The following is a 22,936-nucleotide window of genomic DNA, read 5'->3' as shown; positions in this document are numbered from 1 at the left end:
AATTCCATGGCGACGTTGATGAAAAATATGCCTCAAAGCACGCAGAAGGGCGAAATTGGAGTAAATTCGCGCCCTATTTAGTTGTTAGCCGCTGGAGCTCCCATGGATTTGCGAAAACTCAAGACCCTCATTGATCTGGTGTCCGAATCGAACGTGTCGGAACTGGAGATCACCGAAGCAGAGGGCAAGGTCCGGATCGTCAAGAGCGAAGGCGCCGTGGTGCAGCACTACGTGGCTGCGCCCATGCAGGCTCCGATGGCTGCGCCCGTGGCAGCACCTGTGGCCGCTCCCGCAGCAGCGCCCGTGGCAGCCCCTGCCGAGGCAGCCGTCGCGGGACACGTGGTGAAGTCGCCCATGGTCGGCACCTTCTACCGCGCATCCAGCCCTGGCGGCAAGCCTTTCGTGGAAGTGGGCAACCAGGTCAAGGAAGGCGAGACCATCTGCATCATCGAAGCGATGAAGATTCTCAACGAGATCGAGGCCGACAAGAGCGGCACCATTACCCGCATCCTGGGTGAAAACGGCCAGGCCGTCGAGTACGGCCAGCCCCTGTTCGTGATCGAGTAACCTGCAGGCGAGCGATGCCGCAAGCGGCACGACGCCCTGGCGCGAACGCATGCCGCGGCGCGACAGAGCAATTGGCTCAACTGACGGCTTCGGCCTGCGTACCGCCGCAGGCACCAAGCCGCGAGGACCTTCATGTTTAAGAAAATTTTGGTTGCCAACCGGGGCGAGATCGCCCTGCGCATCCAGCGCGCCTGCCGTGAACTGGGCATCAAGGCGGTGATGGTGTATTCCGAGGCCGACCGTGACGCAAAGTACGTCAAGCTGGCCGACGAGGCCGTGTGCATCGGCCCCGCTCCTTCGCCGCTGAGCTACCTCAACATGCCGGCCATCATCTCGGCCGCCGAGGTGACCGACGCCGAGGCGATCCACCCTGGCTACGGCTTTCTCAGCGAGAACGCCGACTTTGCCGAGCGCGTGGAAAAGAGCGGCTTCACCTTCATCGGCCCCACGCCCGACAACATCCGCACCATGGGTGACAAGGTCTCGGCCAAGCAGGCCATGATCAAGGCGGGCGTGCCTTGCGTGCCGGGCTCGGACGGCGAACTGCCCGACGATCCGGTGCAGATCCGCCGCATCGCCAAGGCCGTGGGCTATCCGGTGATCATCAAGGCCGCAGGCGGCGGCGGTGGCCGTGGCATGCGCGTGGTGCATACCGAGGCGGCGCTGATCAATGCCGTGCAGATGACCAAGGCCGAGGCCGGCGCGGCCTTCGGCAATCCGGCCGTCTACATGGAGAAGTTCCTGCAGAACCCGCGCCATGTGGAAATCCAGATCCTGGCCGACAACCATCGCAATGCCGTCTACCTGGGCGAGCGCGACTGCTCCATGCAGCGCCGCCACCAGAAGGTCATCGAGGAAGCGCCGGCTCCCGGCATTCCCCGTCGCCTGGTCGAGAAGATCGGCGAGCGCTGCGCTGCAGCCTGCAAGAAGCTGGGCTACCGTGGCGCAGGCACCTTCGAGTTCCTCTACGAAAACGGCGAGTTCTACTTCATCGAGATGAACACGCGCGTGCAGGTGGAGCATCCGGTGACGGAACTGATCACGGGCGTGGACATCGTTCGCACCCAGATCATGGTGGCCGCAGGCGAGAAGCTGCCTTTCACGCAGCGCCAGATCAATGCCCAGCTCAAGGGCCATGCGATCGAATGCCGCGTGAATGCCGAGGACCCCTACAACTTCATGCCTTCGCCAGGCCGCATCACCATGTGGCATGCGCCCGGTGGCCCGGGCGTGCGCGTGGACTCGCACGTCTACAACAACTACTTCGTGCCGCCGAACTACGACTCCATGATCGGCAAGATCATCGTTCACGGCGACACGCGCGAGCAGGCGCTGGCACGCATGCGCACTGCGCTGCTGGAGACCGTGGTCGAAGGCATCAAGACCAACATCCCGCTGCACCAGGACCTGATGGTGGACGCCAAGTTCATGGAAGGCGGCACCAACATCCACTACCTGGAAGAGTGGCTGGCGCACCGCAACGCCAACAAGCGTTGAGCGGGTCACCCGATCGACCATGCATGCTGGCCCCCGGCGACGGCGGCCGGCATTTTTCATTGATTGCTTAGAAAAGGATGGGCCCATGTTCGAGTTGAGCCTGCTGTGCCCGGAAGACCGGGTCGAAACCATCAGCGATGCACTGGATGCGCTGGACGCCCTGAGCGTATCGGTCGAGGACGCCGACGCGCAGACCGAGGCCGAGCAGGCCCTGTTCGGCGAGCCCGGCATGCCGCCACCCAAAGACGGCTGGCAGCGCAGCCGCCTGGTGGCGCTGTTCCCCACGCAGCAAGCGGCCGAAGAGGCACGTGATCTGCTGCTGCCCCAGGACTTCTTCGAGGGCTGCAGCATCATCGCCGTCAAGCAGGTGCCCGAGCAGGACTGGGTGCGCCTGACGCAGTCGCAGTTCGCCCCCGTGGACATCACCCCCGAATTCTGGATTGTTCCCACCTGGCACGAACTGCCGCCGCAGGCGCGCGTGAGCATCCGCCTGGACCCGGGCCTGGCCTTCGGCACGGGTACGCACCCGACCACGCGCATGTGCCTGCGCTGGATCGCACGCCAGCCCGAGGGCAGCCTGGGGCGCACGCTGGACTACGGCTGCGGCTCCGGCATCCTGGCCATCGGTGCGGCCAAGTTCGGTGCCACCGACATCGACGCGGTGGACATCGACCCGGCTGCCGTGGAGTCCACGCGCTACAACGCCGATGCCAACGCCGTGCAGTTGAAGGCCGGCCTGCCCGATGCCGTGACGGGTGAATACAGCACCGTGCTGGCCAACATCCTGGCCACGCCGCTCAAGGTGCTGGCGCCGCTGCTGTGCGCCCGCGTGGCGGAGGGTGGAAGCCTGGTGCTGGCCGGCATCCTGGAGCGCCAGGCCGACGAACTCAAGCAGGCCTACGCGCCGTACCTGGCACTCGAAGTCGCCGACAGCGAAGATGGCTGGATCCTGATGACCGCGCGCCGCGCGGCCTGATTTGCGCCACGAGTCCCTGCGCGGCTGCCGCCTTCATGGCGCGGGCCGCGAGCAGCTGCCTACAATCGATCGCTGATGAGCCAAGTCACCCGCTGTCCTGCCTGTGGAACCCGCTTCAAAGTGGTGGCCGACCAGCTGCGAATTTCGCAGGGGTGGGTGCGCTGCGGCGTCTGCCATGAAGTGTTCGATGCATCCGAGGATCTGCAGCCCCTGCCGGCCACGCCTGCGCATGCCGCCGGCAATCCCGTGGCGGGCGGGGCATCGCTCGATGGGCCGGAATTCGAGGACGATGACATCCGCGAATTCCGGGAGTCCATGTGGCTGCCGACGGCGCCCGTGGGGCTGCCGGGGCGGGGTGCTCCGGCACCGGCTGCAGCCACGGCAACTGCTGCAAGCACGGCGCCTGCTGCCAGGGTTGAGCCTTCGCCTGCCGTGCCGCCTGCCGAAGCTGCGGCTCCGCAGGCGCCCGCGCCCGCGTCCCCGGCACCGCCTGCGCAGACCCCTTCGGCTTTTGCCGCCGACGATCCGGGCCGCGAGCTGCCTGGCGCGTCGCTGGTGGACGAGATCCTGGCGGCGTCCGTGGCTGCACCAGCGGCGCAGCCCCAGCCTGACGCGCGGCAGGGGCCGGCGGTGGCGTCCCCGCCCAGCCTGGAGCCCGAACCCGAGCCTGAACCCCAGCCCGAGCCTGAACACAAGCCTGTTTTCGCGCCATCGCCGCACAAGGTGGATGGTGCCGTGCCGTCCCAGAAAGCCGATGCGCCTTCGCTGTCCGTCCCGACGGGCCTGGTCCGTGAATCGGAGCGGCAGGCGCAGGTATCCGTGCCTTCGCCGGAGTTCTCCCGCTGGCCCGACAGCGATGGCGAGGGTGGCAGCGACGACCAGCCTGCGCTGCCCGAGGCCGAGCCCGGCTTTGTGCGTCAGGCGCGGCGCAAGGCCTTCTGGCGCCGGCCTGCCGTACGCGTGGCCCTTGTGCTGGGCTGCCTGCTGGGCGCGGGCGCTTTGGCAGGCCAGGTGATGTGGGGCCAGCGCGATGCGCTGGCCGTGCAGCATCCTTCGCTGGCGCCCACGCTGCAGACCCTGTGCGCCATGGCGGGCTGCGAGCTGCAGCCGCGCCGACAGATCGGCGATGTGGTGATCGGCAGTTCGGGTTTTCGGCAGCTGCCGCGCAACGGCCAGTACCAATGGAGCCTGAGCCTGGAGAACCGTTCCGACTTCCCCGTGGCCATGCCCGCTGTCGAACTCACGCTCACCGATGCGCAGGACAAGCTGCTGCTGCGGCGCGTGATCCGGCTTGACCAGTTCGGTGCCCCCGCGCAGATCGAGGGCCATGGCGAATGGAGCGTGACCGCCCCGGTCGAAGTGCAGGGCCTGGAGTCCGCCGTTGCCGGTTACCGCGCCCTGGTTTTTTATCCCTGATTCCCCTGACTCTTCAAGAAAGCCGAGACACACCATGGCCGCTCTCATCTGCGGATCGCTTGCGTTCGACAACATCATGACCTTCGACGGAAGGTTTGCCGACCAGATCCTGCCTGACCAGTTGCACATCCTCAATGTGTCCTTCCTGGTGCCCACGCTGCGCCGCGATTTCGGCGGGTGCGCGGGCAACATCGCCTATGCGCTGAGGCTGCTGGGGGGCGATGCCTGGCCCATGGCCATGGTGGGCAGTGACGGTGCCGACTATGTGCAGCGTCTGCAGGAGCTGGGCGTGCACACGGCGCACATCGGCCAGTTGCAGGACACGCACACGGCCCAGTGCATGATCATGACCGACCGCGACAACAACCAGATCACGGCCTTCCACCCGGGCGCCATGATGCAGGCCCACGGCAACCGCATCACGCCCGAACTCAGGGAGCAGGTGCGCGTGGGCATCATCGCTCCCGATGGCCGCGAGGCCATGATCGAGCATGCCCAGCAGTTCAAGGCTGCAGGCATTCCCTTCGTCTTCGATCCGGGCCAGGGCCTGCCCATGTTCGACGGGCAGGATCTGCGCCGCTTCATCGAGCAGGCCGACTGGGTGGCCGTGAACGACTATGAAGCCCGCATGCTCAGCGAGCGCACGGGCTGGAGCCTGGAGCAGATTTCAGGGCAGGTGCAGGGCCTGGTGGTGACGCTGGGCGCGCAAGGCTGCGAGGTCTGGGTGCAAGGCACCAGGACCCCGGTGGCGCCTGTGCAGCCCGCTGCCGTGGTCGACCCCACGGGCTGTGGCGACGCGTGGCGTGGCGCCCTGCTGTTCGGCCTGGAGCGTGGCTGGGATCTGGTGCGTTGTGCAGAACTGGGCAACCGCCTGGGTGCGCTCAAGATTGCCAGCCGCGGCCCGCAGAACTACGTGCTGGACTTCGCCAAGCCCTGATGCGGTGATCGCCGGGTGGCGGTACAGCCGCCATCGTCGCAATGAAAAAAGCCCGACTCGAAAGAGCCGGGCTTTTTGCTTTGAGACCGGAGAAGTCTCAGGGCTTGCTGCCTGTGGGGAAGGGCCATGCGGCTTGGGGTGCCAGGCGGGTTTGCGCGATGGGCGCGGGTGCGGCAGCGGGAGCTGCAGGCGCGGCAGCGGCGGGAGCTGCTGCGGCCTTCTTGGGAGCAGCGGCCTTCTTCGGCGCTGCAGCCTTCTTGGCGGGAGCGGCAGGAGCTGCTGCAGCCTTGGCGGGTGCTGCTGCGGGCTTGGCAGCCGGTGCAGCGGCGGGCTTCTTGGCCGCAGGAGCTGCAGCCTTCTTGGCGGGAGCTGCGGCCTTCTTGGCGGCAGGAGCAGCAGCCTTCTTGGCAGGCGCGGCAGCCTTCTTTGCAGCAGGAGCAGCAGCCTTCTTGGCGGGAGCAGCGGCCTTCTTGGCAGCAGGCGCAGCAGCCTTCTTGGCGGGAGCAGCGGCCTTCTTGGCAGCAGGAGCAGCAGCCTTCTTGGCGGGAGCTGCGGCCTTCTTTGCAGCAGGAGCAGCAGCCTTCTTGGCGGGAGCGGCGGCCTTCTTGGCGGCAGGCGCAGCAGCCTTCTTGGCGGGAGCTGCGGCCTTCTTGGCAGTAGGAGCAGCAGCCTTCTTGGCGGGAGCAGCGGCCTTCTTTGCAGCAGGAGCAGCAGCCTTCTTGGCGGGAGCAGCGGCCTTCTTTGCAGCAGGAGCAGCAGCCTTCTTTGCAGCAGGAGCAGCAGCCTTCTTGGCAGGAGCGGCGGCCTTCTTGGCAGCAGGAGCTGCAGCCTTCTTGGCGGGAGCAGCGGCCTTCTTCGCAGCAGGCGCAGCAGCCTTCTTGGCGGGAGCGGCAGCCTTCTTTGCAGCAGGAGCCGCAGCCTTCTTGGCGGGCGCTGCCTTGGCAGTGGCCGTGGCTTTCTTCACGGCTTCAGCCTTGGGGGCGGCCGCCTTTTTGGCGGTGGTCTTCTTGTCGGTGGGGGCCTTGGTAGAGGCCGTCTTCTTCGCAGTTGCCATCATCTTCTCCTTCGTTGATTTGCACAAAACACTTCGGGGTACGGGGCTCCGAAGCGATTCAATGCGATGTGGAGTGACGCATCGCAATGAACACGGAGACGCCCCACGCCGCAACACCATCGGTATTGCAAAAGCGTGAAGCGCGTCATGGTTCGCATTGTGCCTGCAGAGAAGCGATTAATCCCAGGAAAGTGCGCCTCCGGTTTGATACTCGATGACGCGTGTCTCAAAGAAGTTACGTTCCTTCTTCAAATCGATCATCTCGCTCATCCAGGGGAACGGGTTTTCCTCGTTCGGGAACAGGGCCTCCAGGCCGATCTGCGTGGCGCGGCGGTTGGCGATGTAGCGCAGGTAGCCCTTGAACATCGATGCGTTCATGCCCAGCACGCCGCGCGGCATGGTGTCCTCTGCGTAGCGGTATTCCAGCTCGACGGCCTTGACGAAAAGCGCCGTGATTTCTTCCTTGAATTCGGGTGTCCACAGCTGCGGATTTTCGAGCTTGAGCTGGTTGATCAGGTCGATGCCGAAGTTGCAGTGCATGGACTCGTCGCGCAGGATGTACTGGTACTGCTCGGCAGCGCCGGTCATCTTGTTCTGACGCCCCAGGGCCAGGATCTGCGTGAAGCCCACGTAGAAGAACAGGCCCTCCATCAGGCAGGCGAAAACGATGAGCGACTTCAGCAGCGTCTGGTCGGTCTCGAAGGTGCCGGTCTTGAAGCTGGGGTCCATGATCGCCTCGATGAAGGGGATCAGGAATTCGTCCTTGTCGCGGATGGAGGGAACCTCGAGATAGGCGTTGAAGATCTCGCCTTCATCCAGACCCAGCGACTCCACGATGTACTGGTAGGCGTGGGTGTGGATGGCTTCCTCGAAGGCCTGGCGCAGCAGGAACTGGCGGCACTCGGGTGCGGTGATGTGGCGGTAGGTGCCCAGCACGATGTTGTTGGCAGCCAGCGAGTCGGCCGTCACGAAGAAGCCCAGGTTGCGCTTGACGATGCGGCGCTCGTCCTCGGTCAGGCCGTTGGGGTCCTTCCACAGGGCGATGTCGCGGTTCATGTTCACTTCCTGCGGCATCCAGTGGTTGGCGCAGGTGGCCAGGTACTTTTCCCAGGCCCACTTGTACTTGAAGGGCACCAGCTGGTTGACGTCGGTCTTGGCGTTGATGATTCGCTTGTCGGCGGCGTTGACGCGCTGGTGTGTGCCGGTGGCGGGGGCAGCTCCTGCGCCGGTCGGCGTGTTCGAGAGGGTGGCGTCGTCGTCAAAGGTCAGCATTGCAATTTTCTCCGGCATGCCCTGAGGCATATGTTCAGTTCATTCGGTGCGAAAGAGGCCTCTCTTTCTGCTCCGGTCAATGTAGGACCATGGGTGGCCTGGCATGTTGAGCAGGCCCAAGGTCCATGGCGAAGATCCTGCGCATGGCGCTGGCTGGCGGGCAGGGCGCGGGGCCTGCGCCGTGGCGAGGCCCCGCGCTGCGCGGCTTACTGGCAGGCTTCGCAGCCGGGATCGTCGATGGCGCAGAACTTGATGTCCGTCGCCGGGGCCTGGGCGCGTGCGGCGGCTGCCGCGGCTTCCAGGGCGCTGGAGGTGCTCACGGCAGCGGGCTGGGCGGCAGCCGTGGGCACTGCGTTGAGCACGCGGCTTTGCACCGTGGACTTCTCGATGTTGGTGGCGCTGGTGGTGCGCAGGTAGTAGGTGGTCTTCAGGCCACGCAGCCAGGCCAGCTTGTAGGTGTCGTCCAGCTTCTTGCCCGAGGCGCCGGCCATGTAGATGTTCAGGCTCTGGGCCTGGTCGATCCACTTCTGGCGGCGTGCAGCGGCCTCGACCAGCCAGGTGGGCTCGACCTCGAAGGCGGTGGCGTACAGGTTCTTGACGTCCTGGGGCACGCGGTCGATGGGGCGCAGCGAGCCGTCGAAATGCTTGAGATCCATGACCATCACGTCGTCCCACAGGCCCAGGCGCTTCAGGTCGCGCACCAGGTACTGGTTGATGACGGTGAACTCGCCGGACAGGTTGGACTTGACCGACAGGTTGCCGAACGAAGGCTCGATGGAGGCATCGACGCCGACGATGTTGGAGATGGTCGCCGTGGGCGCGATGGCCACGCAGTTGGAGTTGCGCATGCCGTGCTGGCCGATCTTGGCGCGCAGCGCATCCCAGTCCAGGCGCGAGGAACGGTCCACTTCCACGTAGCCGCCGCGGGCCTTCTCCAGCAGGTTCAGCGTGTCCAGCGGCAGGATGCCCTGGTCCCACAGCGAGCCCTTGTAGCTGGAGTACTGGCCGCGTTCCCTGGCCAGTTCGGTGGAGGCCCAGTAGGCGTAGTAGCAGATGGCTTCCATCGACTGGTCGGCGAACTCGACGGCCGCGTCGCTGGCGTAGGCGATGCGCATTTCATAGAGCGCATCCTGGAAGCCCATCAGGCCCAGGCCCACGGGGCGATGGCGCAGGTTGGAGTCCTTGGCCTTCTGCACGGCGTAGTAGTTGATGTCGATCACGTTGTCCAGCATACGCATGGCCGTGGTGATGGTCTTGCGCAGCTTGCCGTGGTCGATGGCGCCGTTGGTGATGTGGCGCGCCAGGTTGACCGAGCCCAGGTTGCAGACGGCGGTCTCGGTGTCGCTGGTGTTCAGCGTGATCTCGGTGCACAGGTTGGACGAGTGCACCACGCCGGCGTGCTGCTGGGGCGAGCGCACGTTGCAGGGGTCCTTGAAGGTGACCCAGGGGTGGCCGGTCTCGAACAGCATGGACAGCATCTTGCGCCACAGGTCCACGGCCGGGATGCGCTTGAACAGCTTGAGCTCGCCGGTGTCGGCCTTGGTTTCGTAGGCCGTGTAGGCGCGCTCGAAGGCTGCGCCGAAGAGGTCGTGCAGGTCGCCGACATCGGAGGGCGAGAACAGGGTCCACTGGCCCTTTTCCATGACGCGCTTCATGAACAGGTCGGGAATCCAGTTCGCCGTGTTCATGTCGTGCGTGCGGCGGCGGTCGTCGCCCGTGTTCTTGCGCAGCTCGAGGAATTCCTCGATGTCCAGGTGCCAGGTCTCCAGGTACGTGCAGACGGCGCCCTTGCGCTTGCCGCCCTGGTTCACGGCCACGGCCGTGTCGTTGACCACCTTGAGGAAGGGCACCACGCCCTGCGACTCGCCGTTCGTGCCCTTGATGCGCGAACCCAGGGCGCGCACGCGCGTCCAGTCGTTGCCCAGGCCGCCGGCGAACTTGGACAGCAGAGCGTTTTCCTTGATCGACTCATAGATGCCGTCCAGATCGTCGGGCACCGTGGTCAGGTAGCACGAAGACAGCTGCGAGCGCAGCGTGCCGCTGTTGAACAGCGTGGGCGTGCTGCTCATGAAGTCGAAGGAAGACAGCAGTTCGTAGAACTCGATGGCGCGCGCGTTGCGGTCCTCTTCCTGCAGCGCCAGGCCCATGGCCACGCGCATGAAGAAGGACTGGGGCAGCTCGATGCGCGTCTTGCGCACGTGCAGGAAGTAGCGGTCGTACAGGGTCTGCAGGCCCAGGTAGTCGAACTGCTCGTCGCGCTCGGCCTTGAGGGCGGCAGCCAGGCGGGGCAGGTCGTAGTTCAGCAGCTCGGGGTTGAGCAGCTCGTTGTCCACGCCCTTCTGGATGAAGCCGGGGAAGTAGGCGGCGTAGGCCGACTGGATGTCGGCAGGCTGCACGTCATGGCCCATGACCTCGCGCACGATGGTGTGCAGCAGCAGGCGGGCGGTGACGTAGGTGTAGTCGGGGTCCTTTTCGATCAGCGTGCGCGCGGCCAGGATGGAGGCCTTGAAGACTTCTTCGATCGGCACGCCGTCGTACAGGTTGCGCAGCGTCTCGGCAACGATGGGCGCGGCCTGGATGTCGGCATTGAGGTTGCGGCAGGAGGCCTCGATCAGGGCCAGCAGGCGGGCCTGGTCCAGCGGAACGCGCTGGCCATTGTCGGTCACATGCAGCACGGGGGCGGGCGCGGCCGCAGCGGCGGCAGCGGCCTCGGCGGCCTTCTTCTGCTCGGCACGCTCCTGGTTGCGGCGGTCGCGGTACAGCACATAGGCGCGCGCCACGTCGTGGTGGCCGCCGCGCATCAGGCCCAGCTCGACCTGGTCCTGCACGTCTTCAATATGGAAGGTGCCGCCGCCCGGACGCGAGCGCAGCAGGGCGCGCACCACGGCCTGGGTGAGCTCGTCCACGGTCTCGCGCACGCTGGCGGAGGCAGCGCCCTGGGCGCCGCGCACGGCCAGGAAGGCCTTGGTCAGCGCGACGGCGATCTTTTGCGGGGTGAAGGGCACCACGTCGCCGCTGCGGCGGATGATCTGGTAGCCGTCCTGCACGGACAGGTGATGGGCGGAGGAAGGATTGGCAGCATCACCGTGCGCAGCGGGAGCCAAAGAATTCAGTGCTTCTTGCATGAGTTTCCTCAACGGGTGTTTGTGGATAGAACGGACGCGGACCTGCACTGGGGGCAGGCTTGCTGGGAGATGGAATCGATGGCCGGATGTGCACACCGTTTTCACAGGGTGTGCACAGCTTGTGAACACTAGATATGGTGTCCGGCGTGCTCTCAGGCACTACCTGTAGTGTATCGCCGTCTCATGTACACGGGGTACTCACGGCCGGAAAACCGCTGTTTGCGCTGCGCCAAAACAGTGCCCAGCATGCAAGCCCATAGCAGCAGATCACCGCTGCGCGGTGGCTGGCGGGCGATGGCCTGTCGCAAGCCGCTACAGCCTTGCCGCTGCGCCGGTCGGACCGCCGAAAGCCCCATGAACAGTGGGGCTGCGACACATGCGTGAATTTGTAAAAAAAGATCAGGCCGGCCCGGCGTGCGCCTGCGCGCCACATGGGTTGCTTTCTGGATTGACAGCGCACTTTTCCTGGGCCTGTGGACAAGCCGGCCTGCGTGCAAGGCCTGGCGCAGTCCGGCAGGAGGGTGTGTGCTTACGTGGAGGGCTGGCCGGCGCGGGGCGGCAGCTGCCAGTTCGCCGTGGCCTGGTGACGGGACAGCAGCCCGCGCAGCCGGGGCCAGTCGAAGCCGGGGCCGGGATCGCGTTTGCGGCCGGGCGCAATGTGCTCATGGCCTGCGAGATGGGCGACGGGGTAGCGTGCGGCGATGGCTTCGCACAGGTTCTCCAGGGCCGCATATTGCGCCGGCTCGAACGGCAGTCCCTCCAGGCCCTCCAGCTCTATGCCGATGGAGTCGTCGTTGCAGCGATCCTTGCCGCGCCAGCTGGAGGCGCCCGCATGCCAGGCGCGCGCGTCACAGTCCACAAATTGCCAGACCTCGCCCAGGCGCGTGACGAAGAAATGGGCCGACACCTCCAGGCCGCGTATGCCCTGGTAGTAAGGATGGGCGTCCCAGTCGAGCTGGTTGGTGAACAGTTGCTGGACCGCCCCCGTGCCGTACTCGCCGGGGGGCAGGCTGATGGAGTGCACGACGACCAGATCGACCAGGGCCTGGGCCGGGCGCTCGCCGAAGTTGGGCGAGGGCAGGTGGCGTGCCTGTTGCAGCCAGCCGCCTTGCCAGGTCCAGGCAGGGCCCATGGTCGTGGTGGCTGGTGCCTGCGGATCAGGCTTCGCCATGGCCGCCTCCGTCCGCCTCGGCGCTGGCGTCGCCGGGCAGGGCGATGTTCAGCCGGTCGATGCGGTAGCGGATCTGGCGCAGGCTCAGCCCCAGGCGCGCGGCCGTGGCCGTGCGGTTGAAGCCGTTTTCCTGCAGCGCCTGCACCAGGATGCCGCGCTCGCGCTCGTCCAGCCAGGCCTGCAGGTCGCGGGGCAGCTCCATGTCGGCAGGCTCCGGCGGCGGTGCGGCGCCGTCGTGCGCCTGGGTCTGCGTCGATGCGGGTGGAGCCGGCGGAGTGCCGCAGGGCAGCTGCATCTCGGGGTCTATGCGCAGCGGCCCTTCCTCGCCCAGCGTGATGGCGCGGTGCAGCAGGTTCTCCAGTTCACGCACATTGCCGGGCAGGGGCAGGCGGGCGATCTGCTCCAGGGAACGCTCGTCGATCTCGGGCATGGGCAGGCCCGACTCCTGCGACAGCCGTGCCAGCAATGCACGGCACAGCGCGGGCAGGTCCTCGCGGCGCTCGCGCAGCGGCGGAAGAAGTACTTCGATGACGTTGAGGCGGTAGTACAGGTCCTGGCGAAAACGTCCTGCCTGCACGTCGGCGGCCAGGTCGCGGTGGGTGGCGCTGACGATGCGCACGTCGGCTGCTTCCTCCTGCGCCGAGCCCAGGGGGCGCACGCGGCGTTCCTGGATGGCGCGCAGCAGCTTGGCCTGCATGGGCAGCGGCAGGTCGCCGATTTCGTCGAGGAACAGGGTGCCGCCGCGTGCCGCCTGGAAATAGCCGTCGCGGTCCTGGGTGGCTCCGGTATAGGAGCCCTTGCGGGCGCCGAAGAACTCGGCCTCCAGCAGGTTTTCGGGGATGGCGCCGCAGTTCACGGCCACCATGGGGCCGTGGGCGCGCTGGCTGCAGGCGTGCAGGGCGCGCGCCACCAGTTCCTTGCCCGTGCCCGACTCGCCGTGCACCAGCACCGGCGCCATGCCGCGCGCCACCTTGGCAATGCGCTGCTTGACGGCCTGCATGGCGGGCGACTCCCCAACCATGGCGTCGAGCGCCCCGCCGCCGCTGAGCACGGGGCTTGCGGCCGACGCCGCCGAGGGGCTGCGCGCCGGCATCACGCCGGGGGGCGACACGCCGCCCACGCCCTGGGCGGCCGAGGCCACGACCAGGCGGAACTGCTTGAGGTCCACGGGCTTGGTCAGATAGTCGAAGGCGCCCGAGCGCAGGGCTTCGACGGCATTTTCGGCCGAGCCGTAGGCGGTCATGACCACGCAGCGTTCTCGCCGCTGCTGGTTGCGCAGGTCCTGCAGCAGCTCCATTCCCATGCCGTCGGGCAGGCGCATGTCGGTGATGACCACGTCGAAGCGCTGGGTCTGCAGCTGTTCGCGCGCCTCGCCCACGCTGGCGGCGGTTTCCACGCGGTAGCCTTCGCGCAGCAGGGTCAGTTCATAGAGGGTGCGCAGATCCGGCTCGTCGTCCACGACAAGAATCGATGCGGCAGCGGGCAGGGAGTTCAAGGGCATCACACCACAATCTGGTCAAACAGGGAGGCCGGCAGAGCCGATGCGGCGCCGGCGCGGAACACGATGCTGAAGGCATTGCCCTCGACAGGGCCGTGCGGCGCGGGCCGCGACAGCCGCTGGTAGCTGATGCCTGCATCGTAGCGCTGGCACAGCTCGCGGCAGATGTACAGGCCCAGGCCGCTGGAGCGGCTTTCCGACGAGAAGAAGGGCTCGAACAGATGGCGCTGCACCGTGGGCTCCAGTGCGGCGCCGTCGCTCCAGACCTGCAGCCAGATCTGGCCTGCGGCCGGCGCGCCGGTCAGCACCTGCAGCGTATGCGGCTGCTGGGCGTTGCTGCGGTAGCGCTGGGCGTTGTCCAGCAGGTTCACCAGGATGCGGCGCAGGTGCTCGCCGTCGAACACCACGGTCCTTGCGCGCGCGTCCAGCAGCAGCTGGATGCTGCGCGCAGGCTGGTCCTGGGCCTGCCACTCCTGGCAGGCCTGGGCCACATGCTGGTCCAGGTCCAGCAGGCCGGCGTGGGCCTCGCCAATGTGCTGCTGGGCCCGCGCGATGTTGAGCACGTCCTCGACGGTGCGCGCCAGCCGCTCGGCGTTCTGGCCCACGATGCGGCACAGCTGCTGCTGGGCCGGGTTCTGCGCCAGATCTTCTGCCAGCAGGGCGTTGGCCTGGGTGATGGCGGCCAGCGGATTGCGGATCTCATGGGCCACGGCGGCGGACATGCGGCCCATGGAGGCCAGCTTTTCCGTGCGCAGCCGCGCCTCCAATTCGCGCAGGTCGTGCAGAAAGACCACGCACAGCTGCTGCAGCAGCGCGGGCTCGGCGGCATCGGTGGCGTCGGACGGGGTGGCGACCTCGGTCAGCCAGGTGCGCAGATGCAGTCCCGTCATGCCTTCCTGGCCGATGGACTGCAGATGGATGGCGGCCGATATCGGCAGGTTCTGGGCAAAGCTCTGGGCCACGGCATCCTGCAGCCGCTGCCAGCCGGCGTGCTCCTTGAGGGCGAAGGGCAGGGCATGCGCGTCGGCCAGTCCCAGCAGGTGCAGCGCGGCCGGGTTGGCCTGCTGCACGCGGAATTGGGGATCAACCACCAGCACGCCTTCGCCCAGGTGGCGGATCACCAGGGCATTGACCTGCTCCTGGGCCTGGGCCTTGCGGCTGCTGTGCTGTGCCAGGTGCCGCTCGCGCCGCACGCGGCGCGCCAGCTCGTGCGTCAGATAGGCCACGGCGAAATAGCCTGCGCAGGCAAAACTGGCCTGGTAGTAGGCCTGGGTACTTTCTATGCGGCCCGCCAGGTCCTGCCATGCGACCCAGCCCAGGGTCAGCAGCGTGACGCTGGCCGTGGTGGCCAGCGCCAGCGTCAGATTGCCCAGCACGGCCGAAATCAGGATGGGGATGGCCAGCAGGGCCGAGTAGTTGAGCGGGCCTGTCTGCAACACCTGCAGCAGGCAGATGGCCGCGATGTCCACGCCGATCACGGGCAGCCAGTGCACTCCGGCGCGGGCAGAGGGCGGCTGCTCGCGTGCGGTCAGCCGCACCAGCAGCGTCAGCCCCAGGTAGCCCAGGCAGACCAGCCAGACCAGGGGATTGCCGCCGGGCTGCACGCTGAGCAGCGCCAACTGCAGCAGCAGCAGCGCAGTGGCGATGAGAACGCGGCCCGTCAGAAATCCCTGCCACAGCCGGACGAAGGGGGCGTTGGCGTCGTGCGGCGACTGCGCCGTGGCCTCGTCGATGGTGGGCGGCGGGGAGCGGGCGGCGTCCTGCATGCTCAGCGCCGTTGCGCCAGGGCCCGGTGCTCGGCGCTGCAATAGCTGCGGCCTGCGGCCTCGATGGCTTCGCTGCGCGGCAGGTGCAGTCCGCAGTGCGCGCATTCGACCATGTCCTGTGGAGCCGCCAGCGGCGCGTTGGCCGGGTTGGCCGGGTTGCGCGGCGCAGCCGCCTGGCGCCGCTCACGGGCCTCGGTTCTGCGCTGGCCGCGCCAGACGCCGACGGCAATGACGATGACGATCAGGACCAGCAGGTACTTCATGCGGCGCGCTCCAGCAGCACTTCCATCACGAAGCGTGATCCCGCATAGGCCAGCAGCAGCAGCGCGGCGCCTGCGTAGAGCACGCGCACGGCGCTGCGGCCACGCCAGCCAAAGCGCGCACGGCCGATCAGCAGCACGGCAAAGGTCAGCCACGACAGCAGCGAGAACACCGACTTGTGGTTCCAGACCCAGGCCTTGCCGTAGAGCTGTTCGCCGAACAGCCAGCCTGCGGCCAGCGTGGCCGTGAGCAGCACAAAGCCTGCGGACACGAAGCGGAAGGTCAGGCGCTCCAGCGTGAGAAGGGGCAGGCCGCTGTCATGCCCGCCACCGCCCAGCCGCATGTGCTGCTCGGCGCGTGTCATCAGCGAGGCATGGACCACGGCGGCGGCGAACAGTCCGTAGGAGGCAATGCCCAGCGCCAGGTGCAGCGGCAGCCAGGGCGAGGCGTTGACATGCAGGGGCGTTCCCGGAAACAGCGCGGCCAGGAGCACGGCGGCCGTGCCCAGCGCTGACAGCGCCAATTGCGCGCGCATCTTGGGGAACAACTGCTGTTCGACCCCATAGACGGTGAGCACCAGCCAGGCCGTCATGGACAGTGCTGGCGCGAACCCGAAGTGCGGCTGTTCCCCGAGCAGGCCCCAGGCCAGGGCCAGGGCGTGGAGCACCCAGGCCAGGCGCAATGCGGCGCGGGCGCCGGCATGGCTGATGCGTCGGGCACCGGCGGCCGGCACGGCATAGGCCACGGCTGCGGCAAGCGCCAGCATCCAGCCCAGGGGCGATGCGTTGGCGGAAATCAGGGGGACGGAGAGCATCTTTCTATGATAGCTGTGGCTTTCCTGCCGCCGGTTGTGCAGGCTCAGAATCCGGGCGCCGTGCCGTGGTTCGGAGCGCATTTTCTTCAGGGCTCGATGGCTGCCTCGATGCGATTGCGCCCCAGGGCCTTGGCCTGGTAGAGCAGGCCGTCCACCTTCTGCAGCCAGGTTTCCAAAGGCGCGGCAGACGGCTGCCGCACGGTGAGTACGCCGCAACTGACGGTGAGCAGCGGCGCCGTGGGAGAGGCGGCGTGGGCGATGGACAGGCGCAGCACTTCCTGGCGGAAATTCTCGGCCATGACCTGGGCGTCGCTTTCGCCGGGGAGGATGAGCGCGAATTCCTCGCCGCCAAAGCGCGCTGCCAGGTCGTAGGGCCGGCGCGCATGGCGCTGCAGCGTGGCGGCCACTGCCTTGAGCGCCTCGTCCCCCTGCACATGGCCATAGCAGTCGTTGTATTGCTTGAAGTGGTCTATATCAATGAGGGCCAGGCCCACGGACTCGCCCGTGCGCAGGCTGCGGCGGTGGGAGCGCTCCAGCATGTCGTCGAAGTGGCGGCGGTTGGCCAGCCCTGTCAGTCCGTCCACCATGGCCAGGCGCTCCAGGGCCTGGCGCTGCAGGGCCAGGCGTATCTGGTTGCGCACGCGCACCTCGACCACGGCGGGACGTATGGGCTTGGAGACATAGTCGGCCGCGCCCAGGCGCAGGCCGTATTCCTCGGCCTGGGCATTGCTCTGGCCGGTGATGAAGATGACGGCGATATGGGCGGTGCGCTCCTGGGCGCGCAACGCACCCAGCACCTCGTAGCCGTTCATGCCGGGCATGGCCAGGTCCAGCAGGATCAGCTGCAGCCGGTGGGCTTCGCGCTGGGCGATCACCAGCGCACCCGGGCCGTCCTTGGCCAGCAGCACACGGTAGTGGGGGCTCAGCAGCTCGGCCAGCATGCTGCGGTTCAGCCGTTCGTCGTCAACGATGAGGACCGTGGGCAGTTCCGGCCCGGTCAAGGCTTCAAACATCTGCAGCTCCCTGTAGGACCGTCCGGTTCACGGCCATGCTCCGCGCCAGCTGTTCGAGCGCCTGCAGCGCCGCCTCGGTTTCCAGGGACTCGGTGCAGCGCTGGATGCGCTGCAGCACGGACGCATGGCGCCCGTCGACCAGGGGGCGCAGCCGTTCCAGTTCGGCCATGGCGGCATAGTCGCTGTCGGCAATCTGCAGCCGCAGCCGAGCCAGGGTGGACGAGACTTCTTCCGCGGTCATCGGCTGCCGCTGCGGGGGGGGCGCGGCAGTGGTCACGGCGGCCGCGGACGCCACGGCCACTACGGCCGTCTGCCCGGACCGCCGGGCGATTTCCGCCAGCAGGCCCTGCAGTCCATCGGCCAGCGCCTGGACCAGGGATTGCAGATCGCCGCCGGGCCGGGCGTTGCCGCCATTGCCGTCGCCTGACAGGCAGGCTTGCGCACCGGTCTCGGCCATGGCCGACCATTGCTCCAGCAGGTCCGCGCCCAGGTAGCCCAGACTGCCCTTGAAGGTGTGCACCAGCGATGCCACGGTGTCCCAATGGCCGCTGCGCACGGCATCGCGCAGCCGTTGCGGCGCATCGGCAAAGTCCTGGGCAAAGCCTTCGATGGCGTGGAGCATGCGCGGCGATTGGCCGGCAAGGCGTTGCCGCAGCCGTGCCGGATCCCAGGCCTGGGCAGGGCTTGACGGCGTCGGCTGCAAGGGCGCTGCCGGCGCAAGCGCTGCCGTTGGAGGAGGGCCCGCGCGCAGGCAGCGCTGCAGTGTCTCGTACAGCAGCACATCGTCAACGGGTTTGGTCAGATGGGCATTCATGCCTGCGGCCTCGATCCGGGCGCGCTCCTCGACATAGGCCTGCGCAGTCAGCGCGATCACCGGAAGATGCCGCAGCGCGCTGCGCGTGCGGATGGTGCGCGTGACACTGAGGCCGTCCATGCCGGGCATGTGCACGTCCATGAGCACGGCATCGAAAGGCTGGGTGTCCAGCAGCTGCAGCGCCTGCAGACCGTCCTGCGCAGTCTGTACCGATATGCCGGCCTGCTCCAGCAGCTCGGTGGCCACCTCGCGGTTGAGTACGTTGTCATCCACCACCAGCACCCTGCGCCCAGGCAGGCCCGGGTAGCGCTGCTGTGGCGAGGGGCCGGCCGCCGGGCTTTCCGGCGGGGGCGATTCGGGGTCCCGCAGTGCCTCCCGGATGCACGAGCGCAGTGCCGATGCGGTCAAGGGCTTGATCAGCAGGCCCCGCGGGCCCAACTGCGCGGCCTGCAGCTGCACTTCGTCGCGCCCGAAGGCCGTGACCATGAGCGCAGCCGGGGTCTTGGCCAGGTCCTGCTGCTCGCGCATGCGGCGTGCCAGGTCCAGCCCGTCCATGCCGGGCATGCGCCAGTCCAGCAGGGCCAGGCCGTAGGGGGATTCCTGGCGTGCGGCCTCTTGCAGCATGTGCAGCGCCTGCATGCCGTCCGCCGCCGTATCGCAGCGCATGCCCAGTTTGCGCACCATGGCGGCCAGGGCCTCGCGCGCGCTGGCGTTGTCATCGACGATGAGAACGCCGGTGCTGCCCAGGTTGTCGTGGCCGTCCAGCGGCGCATCCGTGGCAGGCCGGACCTTGGCCGTGAAGCGGAAGTTGCTGCCCTGGCCGGGCTGGCTGCAGACGCTGATCTCGCCGCCCATGAGCTGCACCAGCCTGTGGCAGATGGCCAGGCCCAGGCCGGTGCCGCCGTGGCGGCGCGTGGTCTGGATGTCGGCCTGGGTGAAAGGCTGGAACAGCCGTTCGGCCCGCGATGCATCCAGGCCTATGCCGGTGTCGCGCACGTTCACGCACAGGTGGTGCAGGGGCGCTGCCGTGGCGTGCGCGCCGGCCTCCACCGGCGCGCACGCCAGCGGCGGCTCCAGATGCAGGGAGATCACCACCTCGCCATGCTCGGTGAACTTGATGGCATTGCCGACCAGGTTGGTCAGCACCTGGCCCAGGCGCAGCGGGTCGCCGCGCAACCGGGGCGGCAGGTGCGGGTCCAGCGCATAGACCACTTCCAGCCCCTTTTCCTCTGCGCGCAGCGCCGTGGAGGCCGAGACGGTCTCCAGCACATCGTCAAGGGCGAAATCCACTTCCTCCAGCGCCAGCATGCCCGCCTCTATCTTGGAAAAGTCGAGGACGTCGTTGATCACGGCCAGCAGGGCGCTGGCCGAGCGCTCCACCTTCTCCAGGTAGCCGCGCTGGCGTGATGTCAGCGCGGTCTGCTGTACCAGGCGCGTCATGCCGATGACGGTGTTCATGGGGGTGCGGATTTCGTGGCTCATGATGGCCAGGAAATCCGACTTGGCCCGTTCGGCCGCTTCTGCGGCCTCCTTGGCCTGCTGCAGCGCCTGCTCGGCCTCGCGCTCGCGGGTGATGTCCAGCATGATGCCGTCCCAGACCATGCCCTCGTGGCTGCTCCGGGGGGCCGATCGGCAGCGCAGCCAGCGGATCTCTCCATCGGGCCTGATCACGCGAAAGCGGCAGTCGAAGACCCGCAGCGTATCGACCGAGCACTGCAGCATCTGCTGGTAGTGCGGCAGGTCCTCGGGATGGATGGCATTCAGGTAGGCCTGACGGTCGGCCATGATGGCGTGGGCCGGCACGCCGATCAGGTTCTCTATGCCGGCACTGATGTAGCTGAGCCGCAGTTGCGCCAGGCCGCCTTCCAGGCGGTAGATGGCGCCGCTGGGCAGGTTGTCGGCCAGGGCTTCGAGGCGCATGCGTGCGTCCTCGCGTTCGGACAGGTCCTGCAGCGTGCCGCTGAGCGCGACGATGCGGCCTTGCTCGTCGCGCAGGGCGCGGCCCATGAGGCGGGCCGCGAACCTCCGTCCGTCCGGGCAGTGGTGCACGACATCGAGGCTGTAGGACTGGCCGGTGCCGATGCACAGCTGCACGGCAGCGGTGAGCCGGGCAAGATCCTGCGGTCCGAGCATGGCGCGCAGGGCATGGCGCGTCAGCGGCGGACCCTGGGGGTCCAGGCCGTTCATCACATACATCATCTCCGAGGCCTGGAAGTGTTCGGTGTCCAGCTCCCATGTCCAGCTGCCCAGGCGCGCCAGCTGTTCGGCCTGGCGCAGCACGTCGTAGCTTTTTTGCAGCTGGGACTCGGTCTGGCGCATGAGGGTGATGTCGCGCGCAATGCCCAGCACGCCCACGGTCCGGCCCTCGTCATTGCGGTAAGGAATTTTGGTGGACTGGAAGAGGCGGCGCTGCCCGTTGACCAGCAAATGATCCTCCGACACCACGGGGGCGTCGCTGTCCAGCACCCGGCGGTCGCTGTGGGTGAAGCTGCTGTCGGGGAACAGTTCCTGGTCGGTCTTGCCCACGATGTCTTCGGGCGTGCGCCCGGAAAAGCGCGCGGCGGCGGGGTTGACGAAGGTGTAGCGGCCCTGCCGGTCCTTGGCGAAGACCAGGTCGGGCGTTTCGTGCATCACGGCTTCCAGCAGGCGCGTCGAATCCTGCCACGGCCCGGTGCTTTTTCGCAGGAGCGGCTCCAGCTGCGCATCGGGCTGGCCGATCGGCTCGTCCTGGCCGGTGCGCTCGCTGAGCTCGTGCCAGGTGGTGAAGAAAAGCCGCCTGCCCGACAGCGACTGGCAATAGATATGGAGCTCGGCGGGGAAGCTGGTGCCGTCGCGGCGGATCAGTCGGCCGCAGAGATGGGCCTGGCTGTCCACGGCCATGTCCTGCCAGGGACCGCGCCTCAGTCCGTCCGCGTCGGGCCACACGTCCATGATGCCCAGCCCCAGCATGGCGGCCTTGTGATGGCCCAGGCTGGCGCAGGCATGGGCATTGGCATCGAGCAGGCAGCCCTGCTCGTCAAACAGAAGAAAACCGTCGGGCACACGGTCCAGGAACTGGCCATACGGCGTATCGGGCATGAAGACTCCTAGGCGGTAGCAAGCCGGCACTGCACAAGGCGATAGCCATAATCTATGGAAACAGTGTGGATGTTACTGCCGGCCGGTGCCCGCTGCGCGGCAGGGAAGGCCGGTACTTACCCCTGCAGGGGCAGCGGGTAGAATCGTCGGGATCTGCAGGGTCCGTGCCGCGACCCGGCCCCGCCTGGCCCCATTCGGCAACCTGGCCCCGGCTGGCTCGCTGCAGCACACCTTTTCCTTTCCGACGACTCCAGTTCCTCCCCGCTTATGGCCTCCGCTCTGACCGACAAACTTTCGCGACTCGTCAAGGAGATGCGCGGCCAGGCCCGCATCACCGAATCCAACGTACAGGACATGCTGCGCGAAGTGCGCATGGCCCTGCTCGAGGCCGACGTGGCCCTGCCCGTGGTGCGCGACTTCGTTGCGCGCGTCAAGGAAAAAGCGCTGGGCCAGGAGGTGCTGGGCTCCCTGCAGCCCGGCCAGCTGCTGGTGTCCATCGTCAACAAGGAACTGGCCGCCACCATGGGCGAGGGCGTGGCCGACATCAATCTCAACGCCCAGCCGCCTGCCGTCATCCTCATGGCCGGCCTGCAGGGCGCCGGCAAGACCACGACCACGGCCAAGCTGGCCAAGCACTTGATTGAAAAGCGCAAGAAAAAGGTGCTGACCGTGTCGGGCGACGTGTACCGCCCGGCCGCCATCGAGCAGCTCAAGACCGTGACCGGCCAGGCTGGCGCCGAGTGGTTCCCCTCCACGCCAGACCAGAAGCCCCACGACATTGCCGTGGCCGCGCTGGACTACGCCAAGCGCCACTTCTTTGACGTGCTGCTGGTCGATACGGCCGGCCGCCTGGCCATCGACGAGCTGCTGATGGCCGAGATCAAGGATCTGCACGCCACGCTCAAGCCGGTCGAGACCCTGTTCGTCGTCGATGCCATGCAGGGCCAGGATGCGATCAACACGGCCAAGGCCTTCAAGGAGGCCCTGCCCCTGACCGGCATCGTGCTCACCAAGCTCGATGGTGACTCGCGCGGCGGCGCGGCGCTGTCGGTGCGCCAGATCACGGGCGCGCCCATCAAGTTCGCCGGCGTGTCCGAGAAGATCGACGGCCTGGAAGTCTTCGACGCCGACCGCCACGCGCAGCGCGTGCTGGGCATGGGCGACATCGTGGCCCTGGTCGAGCAGGTCACCAAGGGCGTGGACATGGAGGCCGCCCAGAAGCTGGCCGAGAAGGTCAAGAGCGGTGACGGCTTCGACCTCAACGACTTCCTGGCCCAGATCCAGCAGATGAAGCAGATGGGCGGCCTGTCCAACCTCATGGACAAGCTGCCGGCACAGCTCACCGCCAAGGCCGGCCAGGTGGACATGGACAAGGCCGAGCGCGAGATCCGCCGCAAGGAAGGCATCATCTGCTCCATGACTGCCAAGGAGCGCAAGAAGCCCGAGATCATCAAGGCCACGCGCAAGAAGCGCATTGCCGATGGCGCGGGCGTGCAGGTCCAGGAAGTCAACCGCCTGCTCAAGGAGTTCGAGCAGATGCAGGAGATGATGAAGAAGATGAAGGGCGGCGGCCTCATGAAGATGATGAAGCGCATGGGCGGCATGAAGGCCATGAAGGGAATGATGGGCGGTGGCGGCGGCATGCCCAAGCTGCCGTTCTGAGCGGGCCGGGCCCCG

16 protein-coding genes are annotated in these 22,936 nt (G+C 67.2%); 6 read left to right on the top strand and 10 right to left on the bottom strand.

Annotation, left to right across the window (positions count from 1 at the left end):
* Window positions 1-102 precede the first annotated feature (102 nt).
* The 5 genes from accB to AAN986_RS23710 all read left to right on the top strand — a co-directional run bounded on the left by accB (window position 103) and on the right by AAN986_RS23710 (window position 5,393).
* Complete coding sequence (accB, locus tag AAN986_RS23730) at window positions 103-567, top strand: acetyl-CoA carboxylase biotin carboxyl carrier protein (protein WP_016448008.1); 465 nt, start codon at window positions 103-105, stop codon at window positions 565-567.
* A gap of 132 nt (window positions 568-699) precedes the next feature.
* Window positions 700-2,064 (top strand): acetyl-CoA carboxylase biotin carboxylase subunit, encoded by a 1,365-nt coding sequence (gene accC, locus AAN986_RS23725; protein WP_016448007.1) that lies wholly within the window; start codon window positions 700-702, stop codon window positions 2,062-2,064.
* Between the two features lie 85 nt (window positions 2,065-2,149).
* Complete coding sequence (gene prmA, locus AAN986_RS23720) at window positions 2,150-3,040, top strand: 50S ribosomal protein L11 methyltransferase (RefSeq protein ID WP_047217452.1); 891 nt, start codon at window positions 2,150-2,152, stop codon at window positions 3,038-3,040.
* Window positions 3,041-3,115: 75 nt separating this feature from the next.
* Window positions 3,116-4,456 (top strand): zinc-ribbon and DUF3426 domain-containing protein, encoded by a 1,341-nt coding sequence (locus AAN986_RS23715; protein ID WP_047217453.1) that lies wholly within the window; start codon window positions 3,116-3,118, stop codon window positions 4,454-4,456.
* A gap of 34 nt (window positions 4,457-4,490) precedes the next feature.
* A complete protein-coding gene (locus AAN986_RS23710; RefSeq protein WP_017404630.1) occupies window positions 4,491-5,393 on the top strand; it encodes a carbohydrate kinase family protein in 903 nt (300 codons plus the stop codon).
* 97 nt (window positions 5,394-5,490) lie between these two features.
* Here AAN986_RS23710 and AAN986_RS23705 read toward each other — a convergent pair whose 3' ends face one another.
* The 10 genes from AAN986_RS23705 to AAN986_RS23660 form a co-directional block, all read right to left on the bottom strand.
* Window positions 5,491-6,447: a hypothetical protein gene (locus AAN986_RS23705; RefSeq protein ID WP_349335497.1), complete on the bottom strand. Its 957-nt coding sequence runs from the start codon at window positions 6,445-6,447 to the stop codon at window positions 5,491-5,493.
* Window positions 6,448-6,624: 177 nt separating this feature from the next.
* Complete coding sequence (locus tag AAN986_RS23700) at window positions 6,625-7,719, bottom strand: ribonucleotide-diphosphate reductase subunit beta (protein ID WP_016448002.1); 1,095 nt, start codon at window positions 7,717-7,719, stop codon at window positions 6,625-6,627.
* A 206-nt stretch (window positions 7,720-7,925) separates the two neighbouring features.
* Complete coding sequence (locus AAN986_RS23695; protein ID WP_047217455.1) at window positions 7,926-10,844, bottom strand: ribonucleoside-diphosphate reductase subunit alpha; 2,919 nt, start codon at window positions 10,842-10,844, stop codon at window positions 7,926-7,928.
* Window positions 10,845-11,373: 529 nt separating this feature from the next.
* Entirely contained in the window at window positions 11,374-12,015 is a 642-nt protein-coding gene (gene ampD / locus AAN986_RS23690) for a 1,6-anhydro-N-acetylmuramyl-L-alanine amidase AmpD (protein WP_016448000.1), read from the bottom strand.
* Complete coding sequence (locus AAN986_RS23685; RefSeq protein WP_047217456.1) at window positions 12,002-13,516, bottom strand: sigma-54 dependent transcriptional regulator; 1,515 nt, start codon at window positions 13,514-13,516, stop codon at window positions 12,002-12,004. Before AAN986_RS23685 ends, ampD begins: the two co-directional genes overlap by 14 nt.
* The gene (locus AAN986_RS23680; protein ID WP_047217457.1) at window positions 13,516-15,279 is read right to left on the bottom strand and encodes an ATP-binding protein; all 1,764 of its coding nucleotides are present in this window, start codon (window positions 15,277-15,279) and stop codon (window positions 13,516-13,518) included. Before AAN986_RS23680 ends, AAN986_RS23685 begins: the two co-directional genes overlap by 1 nt.
* 2 nt (window positions 15,280-15,281) lie before the next feature.
* Window positions 15,282-15,542, bottom strand: a complete 261-nt coding sequence (locus tag AAN986_RS23675; RefSeq protein WP_016453148.1) for a PP0621 family protein — start codon at window positions 15,540-15,542, stop codon at window positions 15,282-15,284.
* Window positions 15,539-16,354, bottom strand: a complete 816-nt coding sequence (gene ccsA / locus AAN986_RS23670; protein ID WP_017407444.1) for a cytochrome c biogenesis protein CcsA — start codon at window positions 16,352-16,354, stop codon at window positions 15,539-15,541. The genes AAN986_RS23675 and ccsA overlap by 4 nt, the downstream gene beginning before the upstream one ends.
* 86 nt (window positions 16,355-16,440) lie before the next feature.
* Window positions 16,441-17,367, bottom strand: coding sequence for a diguanylate cyclase (locus AAN986_RS23665; RefSeq protein ID WP_016447995.1), 927 nt, complete (start codon window positions 17,365-17,367; stop codon window positions 16,441-16,443).
* Window positions 17,360-21,259 carry a response regulator gene (locus tag AAN986_RS23660; RefSeq protein ID WP_047217458.1) on the bottom strand — a complete coding sequence of 1,300 codons (3,900 nt, stop codon included), beginning with the start codon at window positions 21,257-21,259 and terminating at the stop codon, window positions 17,360-17,362. The genes AAN986_RS23665 and AAN986_RS23660 overlap by 8 nt, the downstream gene beginning before the upstream one ends.
* A gap of 267 nt (window positions 21,260-21,526) precedes the next feature.
* Here AAN986_RS23660 and ffh point away from each other — a divergent pair, with 267 nt between their 5' ends.
* Complete coding sequence (ffh, locus tag AAN986_RS23655; RefSeq protein ID WP_016447993.1) at window positions 21,527-22,921, top strand: signal recognition particle protein; 1,395 nt, start codon at window positions 21,527-21,529, stop codon at window positions 22,919-22,921.
* Window positions 22,922-22,936 lie beyond the last annotated feature (15 nt).

The organism is Delftia sp. DS1230 (genome assembly GCF_040112715.1).
In the GTDB taxonomy this organism is placed as follows: Bacteria; Pseudomonadota; Gammaproteobacteria; order Burkholderiales; family Burkholderiaceae_C; genus Comamonas; species Comamonas tsuruhatensis.
This window is presented reverse-complemented; position numbering and strand designations above follow the sequence as displayed.

What these genes read in the sequence shown, in the direction of transcription:
- AAN986_RS23675 (WP_016453148.1), bottom strand. Translation starts at nt 15,542, where the DNA reads ATGAAGTACCTGCTGGTCCTGATCGTCATCGTCATTGCCGTCGGCGTC.
- prmA (WP_047217452.1), top strand. Translation starts at nt 2,150, where the DNA reads ATGTTCGAGTTGAGCCTGCTGTGCCCGGAAGACCGGGTCGAAACCATC.
- AAN986_RS23695 (WP_047217455.1), bottom strand. Translation starts at nt 10,844, where the DNA reads ATGCAAGAAGCACTGAATTCTTTGGCTCCCGCTGCGCACGGTGATGCT.
- accC (WP_016448007.1), top strand. Translation starts at nt 700, where the DNA reads ATGTTTAAGAAAATTTTGGTTGCCAACCGGGGCGAGATCGCCCTGCGC.
- AAN986_RS23680 (WP_047217457.1), bottom strand. Translation starts at nt 15,279, where the DNA reads ATGCAGGACGCCGCCCGCTCCCCGCCGCCCACCATCGACGAGGCCACG.
- AAN986_RS23660 (WP_047217458.1), bottom strand. Translation starts at nt 21,259, where the DNA reads ATGCCCGATACGCCGTATGGCCAGTTCCTGGACCGTGTGCCCGACGGT.
- AAN986_RS23665 (WP_016447995.1), bottom strand. Translation starts at nt 17,367, where the DNA reads ATGTTTGAAGCCTTGACCGGGCCGGAACTGCCCACGGTCCTCATCGTT.
- AAN986_RS23715 (WP_047217453.1), top strand. Translation starts at nt 3,116, where the DNA reads ATGAGCCAAGTCACCCGCTGTCCTGCCTGTGGAACCCGCTTCAAAGTG.
- AAN986_RS23685 (WP_047217456.1), bottom strand. Translation starts at nt 13,516, where the DNA reads ATGCCCTTGAACTCCCTGCCCGCTGCCGCATCGATTCTTGTCGTGGAC.
- AAN986_RS23705 (WP_349335497.1), bottom strand. Translation starts at nt 6,447, where the DNA reads ATGGCAACTGCGAAGAAGACGGCCTCTACCAAGGCCCCCACCGACAAG.
- AAN986_RS23700 (WP_016448002.1), bottom strand. Translation starts at nt 7,719, where the DNA reads ATGCTGACCTTTGACGACGACGCCACCCTCTCGAACACGCCGACCGGC.
- AAN986_RS23710 (WP_017404630.1), top strand. Translation starts at nt 4,491, where the DNA reads ATGGCCGCTCTCATCTGCGGATCGCTTGCGTTCGACAACATCATGACC.
- accB (WP_016448008.1), top strand. Translation starts at nt 103, where the DNA reads ATGGATTTGCGAAAACTCAAGACCCTCATTGATCTGGTGTCCGAATCG.
- ffh (WP_016447993.1), top strand. Translation starts at nt 21,527, where the DNA reads ATGGCCTCCGCTCTGACCGACAAACTTTCGCGACTCGTCAAGGAGATG.
- ccsA (WP_017407444.1), bottom strand. Translation starts at nt 16,354, where the DNA reads ATGCTCTCCGTCCCCCTGATTTCCGCCAACGCATCGCCCCTGGGCTGG.
- ampD (WP_016448000.1), bottom strand. Translation starts at nt 12,015, where the DNA reads ATGGCGAAGCCTGATCCGCAGGCACCAGCCACCACGACCATGGGCCCT.